Consider the following 12423-nt stretch of genomic DNA (forward strand, 5'->3'; position numbering starts at 1 on the left):
CCCGGCAGCGACCTGCCCGACACCCCCACGCACACCATCTGAAAGGGACAGGATGACCCACTCCCACGCCGCGCGGGAGATCGACACCAGCCGGCCCCACTCCGCCCGGATGTACGACTACTACCTCGGCGGCAAGGACCACTTCGACGTCGACAAGCAGGCGGCCGAGGCCGTCGCGTCGGTCTACCCCGGCATCTTCACGTGCGCCCGGGAGAACCGAGCGTTCATGCACCGCGCCACCCGCGTGCTCGCGAAGGAGCACGGTATCCGCCAGTGGCTGGACGTCGGCACCGGCATTCCCACCGAGCCGAACCTCCACCAGGTCGCGCAGTCGGTGGTGCCCGACGCCCGGGTGGTCTACGCCGACAACGACCCCCTGGTCCTCAAGTACGCCGAGCGTCTGATGCGCAACACGCCGCAGGGCCGCACCGCGTACATCGAGGCCGACGTCAACAACCCGGGCGCACTGCTGAACGCGCCCGAGCTGGCCGAGGCGCTGGACACCGACCGGCCGGTGGCGCTGTCCCTCAACGCCCTCATGCACTTCGTCACCGACGCGCAGGACCCGTACGGCATCGTGAGCCGTCTGCTGGCCGAGCTTCCCTCGGGCAGCGCGCTGGCCCTGAGCCACTGCACGCCCGACTTCGACCCGGACACGTGGCAGAAGGTCACGGACATCTACACCAACGCGGGTACCCCGGTGCAGTTCCGCTCGCGGGCCGACGTGGCGCGCTTCTTCGAGGGCCTGGACCTGCTCGACCCGGGTGTCTCGGTCGGTCATCGCTGGCGCCCGGACAAGGAGCCGACCGCCTCGGACGCCGAGGTCAGCCTGTGGACCGGGGTGGGCATCAAGCCGTGACCCGGCGTCGGCCGTGCGGGCGCCTGTCCGCACCCGCACGGCCGAGCACCGGCGTGGCTCAGGCGGCGTACGACCGTCAGCGCACCAGCAGGTCGATCACGCCCGTCAGGTCCTCCTCCCCGCCGCCCGCGGCCAGCCGGCGGCGCATCAACTCGAAGTAGGGGCGGATCAGTTCCGGGCTGACGCCCTGCTCCTCGGCGGTGCTCAGCAAGGCCGGAGTGCCGGCCACCTGCATGGCGAGGCTGGAGACGACCCCTTGGGTGTAGTCGCCGCCGCGCAGCTGATCGGCGGTCCGGTGGACGGCCGGGGCCATCGCGACCAGCCAGTCGGCGAGCAGCGGGGCGAGCGAGACGGGGTCGATGTCCTCCTTGCGGATCAGGGCGAAGGCATGGGCGGCTCCGGCAAACATCCCGTACATGGCGCTGAGCAGGGCCATGTCGTGCAGCGCAGCGAAGCCCGCGTCCTGGCCGACGTAGACCGTGCCGGCCGGGACCGCCAACGTCTCCCGGTGCCGTTCGAACAGCTCCCGCGAGCCGCTGTAGAAGACATATCCTCCTGCCTCCGGGACGCCGATCATCGGCGGCACGGCCATGATCCCGCCGTCCAGGTAGCGGGCACCGCGCACGCGGGCCCACTCGGCGCGGTCGCTGGCCTGGGCAGGGGTGCTGGTGGTCAGGTTGACCAGATCCCGGCCGGCCAGGTCGGTGCCGGCCAGCGCCTCCTCGACCGAGGCGTCGTCCAGCAGGCAGACGACGACCAGTTCGTGCGCGCCGACCGCCTCGGCAGCACTGTCCGCGACCTTCGCGCCCTGGTCGCCAAGTAGCCTGGCACGGGCCGGAGTTCGATTCCAGACGGTGAGCGGATGGCCGGCGGTCAGCCAGGTACGGGCCAGCGCGGTGCCCATCGCGCCGAGGCCCAGGAGGGTGACGGAGGTCTTCTCAACGGTGGTCTGTGTCATGCCGATCAGGCTGGTCGCAGGCCTACGAGTGATCAAGTACGCACTTCGGAGTGGGTGGTTACCCCGAGGTATGCGAACACGTCGGAGGGGTGGGGCATGACGACGCTGAACCGGCCGGGTACACCGGACGGACACATCTGCGGGATCGACGCGGCCATGGAGGTGATCGGCGGCAAGTGGAAGGTGCTGATCCTCTGGGCGCTCCACGAACACCCCTGCCGCCGCTTCGGGGAGCTGCGCAGGCTGCTTCCTGGGATCACCGAGAAGGTGCTCGCCTCGCACCTGCGGGAGATGGAGTCGGACGGCGTGGTGCGCCGCGTCTCCTACGAGGAGGTGCCGCCCCGCGTCGAGTACGCACTGACCGAGGACGGCGAGCGCCTCAACGACGCGCTCCGGCCGCTGGCCGCCTGGGGACGCGGTCGCTCGACCGCCGCGCAGGCCCCGGGGCCCAGCTACTGACCGCTGTCCGTGGACCTGCTCCGGGCGCGCCGTGGCAAGATCCACTGTCATGAGCATCGAAGCAGGAGACCGGCCCGTCGCCCTGGTCACCGGGTCCACGTCGGGGATCGGCGAGGCCGTCGTACGGCGGCTCGCGGCGGACGGGACGCGGGTCGTCGTGCACTCGCGACGCAGCACGGAGGCCGGGCGGGCGCTGGCGGCGGAGCTCGGCGGGGTCTACGTCCAGGCGGACCTCGGCGTCGAGGACGAGGCCCGGGGGCTGGTCGAGAGGGCGCTGGACCAGTTCGGGCGGCTGGACGTGCTGGTGAACAACGCGGGCATCAGCCGGCCCATCCCGCACGCGGACCTCGCGGCGGCGACTCCGGCGGACTGGCGGGAACTGCTGGAGGTCAACCTCATCGCGCCCTGGGTGCTGTGCACCGCGGCCCTTCCGGCGCTACGGCGGTCCCCCGGGGGCGGCAGCATCGTCAACATCACCAGCCACGCCGGCGTACGGCCCAAGGGTTCCTCGGTGCCGTACGCGGCGAGCAAGGCAGCGCTCAACCACGTGACGCGGCTGCTCGCGGCCGCGCTCGGGCCCGACGTACGGGTGAACGCGGTGGCGCCGGGCCTCGTGGACACGCCGATGACGAAGGACTGGGCCCAGGCGCACGAGCTGTGGCGGGACCGTGCGCCGATGCACCGCCCGGCCCGCCCCGATGACGTGGCCGACCTGGTGGCGTCGGTGATCGGCAGCGGCTATCTGACCGGCGAGGTCATCGTGCTGGACGGCGGCCTGAACCTGACCTGAGAGGCGGCCGGCGATCCGTCGGGGTGGCGAGGTGGAGGGGTCCTACGACCTGCGGTCGGTGCCGCCGTCGGAGGTGGCCCGGGCCAGACCCGTCCGGTAGGCGATGACGACGAGTTGGGCCCGGTCGCGGGCCTCCAGCTTCGTCATGGCGCGCTGTACGTGGGCGCGGACGGTGAAGGGGCTGAGGAACATCCGCTCGGCGATCTCCTGGTCGGACAGGCCGGTCGCGACCAGGGCCACCGTCTCGCGCTCACGCGGGGTGAGCACCGCGAGCTGTTCGGTGTCGTGCGGCGCGGCGTCGTCCGGTGTGGCCAGGAAACGGGCTACCCGGGAGCGGGTCGCGGCGGGTGACAGCAGGGTGTCGCCGGCGGCGATCGTCCGCACGGCGTCCAGCAGGTCGAACGCCTTCTGCGACTCGGTACCGGGCATGGCGAGATCCTCTTCCTCGCCGGCCGGCGCCAGGGCGGCCGCGGCGACGGCCGGCACGAGGACACCCAGCCACAGACCACCGACGTGGCGGCGCCGCCGGAAGGCCCACCGTCCGATCCGGTAGCGAAAAGTAGCCACCTGTTGCGGACGCGAGTGGATGCCGCGATCGGCCCGGCAGGCCGCCGCTTCCCCGACGCCCTCGACTCGACGCGTCCCGCCCGCGCCTCAGCCCGTCGCGTCCGTCAGCATCCGCCACCCCGGTGCGTAGTTCCCGTGCAGCACCAGCGACGCCGCCCCCACCGCGCCCACCGTCTCGCCGATCACGCTCTGTTCCACGGCGACCGCCCGGATCGTACGGGCGACGGACGTGCGGTTGACGGCGGCCTCGACCTCCTCGCGGATGATCGGCTCGATGCCGCGCAGGGCCTCCCCGCCGAGGACGACCCGGCTGACGTCGAGCAGGCTGGCGGCACCGCGCGCGGCCTCGCCGATACGGCGCGCGGCACGTCGTACGACATCGCAGGCGGCCGGGTCGTCCGCGCGGGCCGCTCGGCGCAGGGCCTTCCAGTCGTGGTGCACGGAGTCCGGTGTACCGCTGAGGCCGATCCGGTCGGCGGCGCTCCGGCCGTGCAGGCGCAGCAGGTCGTCGATGATCGCGGCCGGGCTGACGTACGGACCGAGGCAGTCCATCGCCCCGCAGTGGCAGACCCGGTCGCCGGGCTCGACGGCCATGTGGCCGAACTCGCCGGCGTTGCCCGAATCGCCGTGCAGGACCGTGTTGTTGAGGACGATGCCGGCGCCGACGCCCGTGCCCAGGTAGAGGAAGAGGAAGCTGCCGGCCCGGTCCGCGCCGCCGATCCAGCGCTCGCCGATGGCGGCGGCGGTGGCGTCGTTGTCGAGGGCGACGGGGAGTTTGGTGGCGTCGGCGAACATGTCCGCGAGGGGAACCCGGCCCCAGCCGGGGAAGTTGGGTGGGGAGACCACGGCGCCGGTGGTGCCGTCGAGAGGGCCGGGTGCGGCGATGCCGAGGCCGAGCAGGCGGGTGCGGTCCACGGCGCTGCGGTCGAGGAGGCGCCCGGTGGTGCGCGCGACGCGGTCCACGACGTCGGCCGGGTCGCCCGGGTCGATGAGCCGGAGGCGCCTGCTGCCGATCACCTCGCCGGCCAGGTCGACCACGACGATCACCGCGGCCTCGGGATCGAGGTGGACGCCGACCGCGCACGCCCCGTCGGCCCGGAGGGTCAGCAGGGTGCGGCGCTTGCCGCCGCTGGAGGGGGCCTGGCCGGACTCCGCCACGAGGCCGGCGTCGAGGAGTTTGCGGACGACGTTGGAGACGGTCTGGTTGGTCAGCCCGGTGAGGGCCGCCAGCTCGACCCGGCTCACCTGACCCGTGGTGCGGATGGCGTCCAGGACGACGGCCTGGTTGTAGCCGCCCACCCGCGGCAGATTCGTCCCGCTGAGCATCGTCACCTGTCGGTCACCTGATCCCCTCACATCCGCCATCCCAGCGCACCGTCCTGGCGAAAGTTTACATACTTGAAGCATTGACTTCATCCATCAAATGGATTTAGCTGACGCCCATCATATTCCGGCCATTGGGGCCGATCAGCGCAGGGTGGCGCAGTGCGTGGGGCGTCGTCCGGGCTGGCCTCCAGGCCGAGAACTCACGGCTTTCCCTCAGGTTTCGCGTCCCGGAGGAACCACTGTGCGCTCGAGAATCGTCACCGCCGCGGCCTTCACCGCCGCCACCGCCCTGGCCGTCACCGGCTGCGGTTCGGGTTCGTCAGGCAGCTCGTCCAAGTCCATCAAGGTCGTCTACTGGCAGAACCTGGACAGCACCAACAAGCTCCAGGCCACCTTCCTCGCCTCGATGGTGAAGGAGTTCACCAAGGCCAACCCGGGCACCAAGGTGACCCTCGTCCCGGTCGTCGCCTCCGAGAACGACTACTACACCAAGCTCCAGCTCATGATGCGCTCCCCCGCGACCGCGCCCGACCTGGTCTACGAGGACACCGCGCTCATCAACTCCGACATCGCGGGCGGCTATCTCAAACCGCTGGACGCCTACACCGCCAAGTGGGCCGACTGGTCGCAGTACGCCAAGGCCGCCAAGGGGGCGGTGACCGGGGCCGCCGACGGCAAGGTCTACGCCGTGCCGGACGACACCGACACCCGCGGGATCTGGTACAACAAGCAGCTCCTCCAGAAGGCCGGGATCCCCGTGCCCTGGCAGCCGAAGACCTGGGCCGACGTGATCGCCGCCGCCAGGAAGATCAAGGCCAAGCTGCCCGGCGTCACCCCGCTGAACCTCTACACCGGTCAGGCGGGCGGCGAGGCCTCCTCCATGCAGGGCTTCGAGATGCTGCTGTACGGCACCCCGGGCGGCGACAAGTCGCTCTACGACGCCTCGCAGAAGAAGTGGGTCGTGGGCAGCCAGGGCTTCAAGGACGCGCTCGACTTCGTCCACACCGTCTACGGCCAGGACCTCGGCCCGTCCAAGGAGCAGGCGTTGGGCGCCAACTTCGGGACCGCGGTCGGCACCGAGCTCATCCCCGAGGGCAAGCTGGCGATCGACGTCGACGGCTCCTGGATGCCCAACAACTGGAGTTCGGCGGCGGCCAAGCCGTGGCCGGAGTGGCAGTCGGTGATGGGCACCGCGGCGATGCCGACGCAGAACGGTCAGGCGCCGGGCCGTACCAGCATGTCGGGCGGCTGGGCCTGGTCGATCCCGGCCAAGGCCAAGAACCCGGACCTGGCCTGGAAGTTCCTGTCGACCACGCTCCAGACGAAGGCCAACGCCGCGAAGTGGAACGTGACGAACGCGAACATCGCGGTGCGTACGGACGTCGCCTCGGACCCGGCGTACCTGAACTCGGTGCCGACCAACAAGTTCTTCACCGAGCTGGTCGCCGACACCCACTACCGGCCCGGGCTGCCCGAGTACAACCAGGTCTCGACCGCGATCCAGAAGGCGATGGAGTCCGTGACGACCGGTCAGGCCTCCGTCGAGAAGGCCGCCTCGACCTTCGATAACGATGTCAAGGCGGCGGTGGGCGACGACAAGACCGTCGAGGGCACTTCGTGACCGCCCTCGCCCCGGCGCCGCACGGGACCGGCGGTCACCCCCGCCGGCCCCGCGGGGCGCCCGCCCCCGCCGTCCGCTCGCTCCTTCGCGGTCTGCCGACGGTCCCGGCCGTGGTCCTGCTGGCCGTCTTCCTGGCCGGTCCGATCGCGTACTGCGTGTACTACGCGTTCACCGACATGCAGCTCACCGGGGCCTCCGGCACCCACTTCGTCGGGGTCGACAACTTCACCCGGGCGTTCGACGACACCGACTTCCTCAACGCGATGTGGCTGACCCTGGTCTTCGTGGTCGGCTCCGCCGTGGTCGGCCAGAACACCCTCGGGCTGGCGCTGGCCGTCCTGATGCAGAAGGCGACCAGGCCGGTACGGGCGCTCGTCAACGGCGTGGTCATCGCCGCCTGGGTACTGCCCGAGGTGGTCGCCGGCTATCTGATGTACGCCTTCTTCTACGACCAGGGATCGCTCAACTCCCTTCTGGACGCGCTGCGTCTGCCGGACCAGAACTGGCTGTACACGATGCCGATCCTCGCGGTGTGCCTGGCCAACGTCTGGCGGGGCACCGCCTTCTCCCTGATGGTCTTCACCGCCGCCATCAACGACGTGCCCCAGGAGCTGGTGGAGGCGGCCGAGATGGACGGCGCGGGCCCCTGGCAGCGGCTGTGGCGGGTCGTCCTGCCGGTCATCAGGCCGTCGATCCTGACGAACCTGATGCTGATCACGCTCCAGACGCTCTCCGTGTTCGGTCTGATCTACACCATGACCCGCGGCGGACCGGGCAACAAGAGCGAGACCCTGCCGATCTTCATGTACCAACAGGCGTTCCAGAACAGCCTGATCGGCTACGGCACCGCCATCGCCCTCGTGCTGCTGGTGGTCGGCGCCCTGTTCTCCGTCGTGTACATCCGGCTGCTGAAACTGGAGGACGACTGATGGCCGCCGTCGCCACCCCGCCCCCCAGGACCGTGGACAAGGTGCCGGTCGCAGCGAGCTCCCGACCCGGGCGCCGCGTGCGGCCCGGACGCCTCGCGATCAACGTCGTCCTGCTCGCCGTGTCGGTACTGTACGTCCTGCCGCTGCTGTGGATGGTGCTCGCCTCGGTGAGCGACACCAACTCCTTCCGCCTGACGTGGCCTTCGTCGCTGACGCTCGACAACTTCGACGCGGTTCTCAACGTCGACACCACCTACCGTCCGATGCTCAACAGCCTGCTGCTGTGCGGCTTCGGCACGGCGGTGACCGTGGCGGCGTCGGTCCTGTGCGCCTACCCGCTCTCGCGCTACCGGTCCCGGGTGCGCCGGCCGTTCCTGTACACGATCCTGTTCACCACCGGGCTGCCCATCACCGCCGTGATGATCCCGGTCTACAGCATGTTCGTGCAGGTGAACCTGATCGACTCGATGGCGGGCACGACCCTGTTCCTGGCCGCGTCCGCGCTGCCGTTCGGGATCTGGCTGATGAAGAACTTCATGGACGGCGTCCCGATCGTCCTGGAGGAGGCCGCCCGCATCGACGGCGCGAACACCATGCAGGTGCTGTGGCGGGTGTTGCTGCCGCTGATGCGACCGGGTGTCGTCGTGGTCACCGTCTTCACGTTCATCGGCATGTGGGGGAACTTCTTCGTCCCCTTCATCCTGCTGCTGTCCCCGGAGAAACTCCCCGCCTCCGTCAGCGTGTTCACCTTCCTCTCGGCCCACGACCAGACGCAGTACGGGCAGTTGTCGGCGTTCTCGCTGCTCTACTCGCTGCCCGTCGTGATGCTCTACCTGCTGCTGGCCCGCAAGCTCGGCGGCGGCTTCGCGCTCGGCGGGGCCCTCAAGGGCTGACGCCCCCCCATTTCACGGAGAAAGACACCTGATGCACAACGACCGTGAAGTCACCGAACAGCGGCTCGCCCGCGTGCTCGGCGAGCGCATACGGCCCGCCGTCCACGCCCGCTCCGTCCCCCTCCAGGTGGAGATCTGGAGCGTCCCCGGCGAGCCGGTACCGGTCCGCGAGGGCCTGGCCGCCGCCTACGAGCCGACCCAGGTCGGCGCGTGGTGGGGTCCCGCCTGGTCGACGAGCTGGTTCAAGGTGAGCGGCACGATCCCGTCGGACTGGTCGGGTGAGACCGTCGAGGCCGTGCTGGATCTCGGGTTCGCCACCCACTCCGCGGGCTTCTCCGCCGAAGGACTGGTCCACCGGCCGGACGGCACCGCCGTGAAGGCGCTCAACCCGCGCAACACCTGGCTGCCGGTGGCCGAACGCGCCGTGGGAGGCGAGGAGTTCACCGCCTACGTCGAGGCCGCCGCCAACCCGGTCGTCATGCACACCGCTCCCGGCGAGCTCACCTTCGGACCCACCTCGGTGGGCGGCCGGGCACCGTGGCTCTGCGATCCGGCCGCGGACCCCGGCGCACCCCTGTACCGGCTGCGACGCCTGGACCTCGCCGTGTTCGACCGGCAGGTCCACGAATTCGTCCAGGATCTGGAGGTGTTGGGGCAGCTGATGCCGGAGCTGTCCCCCGACTCCCCGCGCCGCTGGCAGATCCTGCGGGCGGTGGATCGCGCCCTGGACGCGGTCGACCTCCAGGATGTCGGCGGCAGTGCGGCCGCCGCACGGGCCGTCCTCGCCCCCGTACTGGCGTCGCCCGCGCACGCGAGCGCGCACCGGATCTCGGCGGTCGGGCACGCGCACATCGACACCGCCTGGCTGTGGCCGCTGCGCGAGACCGTGCGCAAGGTGGCCCGGACGGTCTCCAACGTCACCCACCTCATGGACGACCACCCGGAATTCAAGTTCGTGATGTCCCAGGCGCAGCAACTCGCCTGGCTGAAGGAGCACCGCCCCGAGGTGTACGCACGGGCCCAGGAGAAGGCGAGGACCGGGCAGTTCCTGCCGACCGGCAGCCTGTGGGTGGAGCCGGACACCAACATCAGCGGCGGCGAGGCCCTGGTGCGTCAGTTCGTCCACGGGAAGCGGTTCTTCCTGGAGGAGTTCGGCGTCGAGACCGAGGAGATGTGGCTACCGGACACCTTCGGCTACAACGCGGCCCTGCCGCAGCTGATGAAGCTGGCCGGGGTGAAGTGGTTCCTGACCCAGAAGATGTCCTGGAACACCACCAACAAGTTCCCGCACCACACCTTCTGGTGGGAGGGCATCGACGGCACCCGGATCTTCAGCCACTTCCCACCGGTCGACAGCTACAACGGCGAGCTGTCGGGCGCCGAAGTCGCCCACAGCGTGCGGAACTTCCAGGACAAGGCCGGTGCCAGCCACTCCCTCATCCCCTTCGGCTACGGCGACGGCGGTGGCGGCCCCACCCGCGAGATGCTGGCGCGGGCCGACCGGCTGCGGGACCTGGAGGGTTCGGCGCGCGTCGACATGGAGGGGCCGGCGGACTTCTTCCGGCGCGCGCACGACGAGTACGAGGCCAACGGCGGCGCACCGGTGTGGTCCGGAGAGCTCTACCTGGAGTTCCACCGCGGCACCCTGACCAGTCAGCTCGCCACCAAGCAGGGCAACCGGCGCAGCGAACACCTGCTGCGCGAGGCGGAGTTGTGGGCGGCGACCGCGGCCGTACGGCAGGGGCAGCCGTATCCGTACGACGCCCTGGACCGGCTGTGGAAGACAGTGCTGCTGCACCAGTTCCACGACATCCTGCCCGGGACGTCGATCGCCTGGGTGCACCGGGAGGCGGAGGAGACGTACGCGGCCGCGGCCCGGGAGCTGGAGGGGCTGATCGGCGCGGCCCAGGGGGTGCTGGCGGGGGATCCCGGGGGCCCGGTCGTCTTCAACTCCGCGCCGCACGCGCGGGGCGGTGTCGAGGCGTTCGGCGCGAGGCCGCGCTCCGCGTCCGTCGACGCGCCGGTGCCGCCGGTCCCGGACGGGGACGGGTTCGTCCTCGACAACGGTCTCGTGCGGGTCGTCGTGGACGCCCGTGGTCTGATCACCTCCGCCTACGACCACACGGCGGGCCGGGAGGCGCTGGCCCCCGGGGCGGTCGGAAACCTCCTCCAGCTCCACCAGGACTTCCCCAACCAGTGGGACGCCTGGGACGTCGACGCCTTCTACCGCAACACCGTGCGCGACCTCACCGACACCGAGTCCGTCACGGCGACCGGCGACGGCGTCCGGGTGGTCCGGGTGTTCGGCGCGTCCAGGATCGAGCAGACCCTGACGCTGCCGGCCGGGTCACACGGGCTGGTGATCGACACGGTCGTCGACTGGCACGAGCGGGAGAAGTTCCTCAAGGCGGCCTTCCCGCTGGACGTCCGGGCCTCCCACTCCACCGCCGAGATCCCCTTCGGACACGTCGAGCGGCCCACGCACACCAACACCAGCTGGGACGCGGCCAAGTTCGAGACGTGCGCCCACCGCTTCCTGCACATCGGCGAGCCCGACTGGGGAGCCGCCCTGGTCAACGACTCCTCCTACGGCCACGACGTCACCCGTGACGTCCGCCCCGACGGGGGTACGACCACCACGGTCCGGCTCTCCCTGCTGCGCGCCGCCCGCTTCCCCGACCCCGACCAGGACCAGGGCACCCACCGGCTCGGGTACGCGCTGGTGATCGGCGCCGATGTCAGCGACGCCAGGCGCGAGGGGTACCGCTTCAACCTGCCCGAGCGGGTGGTGCCGGGCAGCGCGACGGTCGCCCCACTGGTGTCGGTGGACCACGAGGGCGTGGTCGTGGAGGCGGTCAAGCTCGCCGACGACCGCAGCGGCGATGTCGTCGTACGGCTCTACGAGGCCCGCGGCACCCGGGCGGCGGCCACACTCACCACCGGCTTCCCCCTGGCGTCCTCCCAGGTGACCGACCTGCTGGAACGCCCCTTGAACGACCCTTCGAGCCACCGACACGGACAGGACGGTGTCCGGTTGACGCTGCGGCCGTTCCAGATCCTCACGCTGCGGTTGCGACCGGCGGCGGACGCCTGAACGTCCGAAGGGCGCGGACCGCAACCCGGCGTTCCGCGAAACCGATGGGCCCCCGACACTCGTCCTCCCCACCGACCACACCACGCGGGGCCGATCCACGCCCCGCGCCAAGCAGTTCAGGGGGAAACCGCGATGTCGATCCGCGCTGCCAGAGCCACCCGTCCCGGAACGCGCACGGCCGCCGTCGTCACCACCGCCGTGCTCGCCGCGGCCGCACTCTGGTCCACCGCCACCCCCGCCTCCGCGATCAAGGGCGGCGGCCCGGCCACCACCAAGGCCCGGCCGTACGCGATGTTGATCGAGTTCGAGGGCAGGCAGTTCTGCGGTGGCACCCTCGTCGCACCCACGAAGGTGCTGACGGCCGCCCACTGTGTGGAGAGCGCCGGCGATGTGGCCACGCTGACGGTCGTCGGCGGCCGCACCCGCGTGGACGGCACCGACGGCACGGAGCGGGCGGTCACGTCGGCCCGGCTGGACTCGCGTTACGGCGGGCCCGGTTACGCCCACGACGCCGCGGTCCTCACCCTGGACCGGCCGATGCCGTACCGGACGATCCCGGTGGCCGGCCCCCGGGACGGCAAGCTGGTGGCCGACGGCCGGACGGCCACCGTGCTCGGCTGGGGACGCACCGGGCCCGGCGTCAGCGGAACCAGGCTCAAGCAGACCAAGCTCGTCATCTCGCCCGTCGCCGCCTGCCGGCCGTACTCCGACCCCGACACCGACCCCGCCGAGATGCTGTGCGGCATGCCCCGCCCCGGCACCACCGACAGCATCTGCCCCGGGGACTCCGGCGGGCCGCTGATCAGCGGCGGCAAGGTCGTGGGAATCGTGTCGTCCGGCAACAAGTACTGCGACGAGCAGTTCCCGGTGTCCGTCTTCGTCCGCGCGGACTCGGTCACCGCGGACCTGGGCATCCCCACGCACTGA

Annotated in this window: 10 protein-coding genes and 1 pseudogene; 8 read left to right on the plus strand and 3 right to left on the minus strand. The window is 71.0% G+C overall.

The features are described 5' to 3' along the window. Positions 1 to 52: 52 nt before the first annotated feature. A complete protein-coding gene (locus RKD20_RS02740) occupies positions 53 to 859 on the plus strand; it encodes an SAM-dependent methyltransferase (protein ID WP_020120166.1) in 807 nt (268 codons plus the stop codon). A gap of 76 nt (positions 860 to 935) precedes the next feature. Here RKD20_RS02740 and RKD20_RS02745 read toward each other — a convergent pair whose 3' ends face one another. Then, complete coding sequence (locus RKD20_RS02745; RefSeq protein ID WP_424876207.1) at positions 936 to 1817, minus strand: NAD(P)-dependent oxidoreductase; 882 nt, start codon at positions 1815 to 1817, stop codon at positions 936 to 938. A gap of 96 nt (positions 1818 to 1913) precedes the next feature. Here RKD20_RS02745 and RKD20_RS02750 point away from each other — a divergent pair, with 96 nt between their 5' ends. Both RKD20_RS02750 and RKD20_RS02755 read left to right on the plus strand, forming a co-directional pair. After that, the gene (locus RKD20_RS02750; protein WP_424876208.1) at positions 1914 to 2276 is read left to right on the plus strand and encodes a winged helix-turn-helix transcriptional regulator; all 363 of its coding nucleotides are present in this window, start codon (positions 1914 to 1916) and stop codon (positions 2274 to 2276) included. Positions 2277 to 2325: 49 nt separating this feature from the next. Beyond that, a complete protein-coding gene (locus tag RKD20_RS02755; protein ID WP_424876209.1) occupies positions 2326 to 3066 on the plus strand; it encodes an SDR family NAD(P)-dependent oxidoreductase in 741 nt (246 codons plus the stop codon). A gap of 42 nt (positions 3067 to 3108) precedes the next feature. Here RKD20_RS02755 and RKD20_RS02760 read toward each other — a convergent pair. Both RKD20_RS02760 and RKD20_RS02765 read right to left on the minus strand, forming a co-directional pair. Further along, positions 3109 to 3471: pseudogene (locus RKD20_RS02760) on the minus strand (response regulator transcription factor); the annotation flags it as partial. A gap of 249 nt (positions 3472 to 3720) precedes the next feature. Then, positions 3721 to 4959: an ROK family transcriptional regulator gene (locus RKD20_RS02765; protein WP_424883129.1), complete on the minus strand. Its 1239-nt coding sequence runs from the start codon at positions 4957 to 4959 to the stop codon at positions 3721 to 3723. Positions 4960 to 5200: 241 nt separating this feature from the next. Between RKD20_RS02765 and RKD20_RS02770 the strand changes: the two genes are divergently transcribed. The 5 genes from RKD20_RS02770 (at position 5201) to RKD20_RS02790 (ending at position 12423) form a co-directional block, all read left to right on the plus strand. Further along, positions 5201 to 6580, plus strand: coding sequence for an extracellular solute-binding protein (locus RKD20_RS02770; RefSeq protein WP_424876210.1), 1380 nt, complete (start codon positions 5201 to 5203; stop codon positions 6578 to 6580). Continuing rightward, positions 6577 to 7509 carry a carbohydrate ABC transporter permease gene (locus RKD20_RS02775; protein ID WP_424876211.1) on the plus strand — a complete coding sequence of 311 codons (933 nt, stop codon included), beginning with the start codon at positions 6577 to 6579 and terminating at the stop codon, positions 7507 to 7509. The genes RKD20_RS02770 and RKD20_RS02775 overlap by 4 nt, the downstream gene beginning before the upstream one ends. Further along, entirely contained in the window at positions 7509 to 8402 is an 894-nt protein-coding gene (locus tag RKD20_RS02780) for a carbohydrate ABC transporter permease (protein ID WP_424876212.1), read from the plus strand. The genes RKD20_RS02775 and RKD20_RS02780 overlap by 1 nt, the downstream gene beginning before the upstream one ends. A gap of 31 nt (positions 8403 to 8433) precedes the next feature. After that, positions 8434 to 11496: an alpha-mannosidase gene (locus RKD20_RS02785; RefSeq protein WP_424876213.1), complete on the plus strand. Its 3063-nt coding sequence runs from the start codon at positions 8434 to 8436 to the stop codon at positions 11494 to 11496. Between the two features lie 132 nt (positions 11497 to 11628). Continuing rightward, on the plus strand, positions 11629 to 12423 hold the full coding sequence (locus tag RKD20_RS02790) for a S1 family peptidase (RefSeq protein WP_424876214.1): 795 nt from the start codon (positions 11629 to 11631) through the stop codon (positions 12421 to 12423).

Source organism: Streptomyces sp. SLBN-8D4 (assembly GCF_049739545.1).
In the GTDB taxonomy this organism is placed as follows: Bacteria; Actinomycetota; Actinomycetes; order Streptomycetales; family Streptomycetaceae; genus Streptomyces; species Streptomyces canus_C.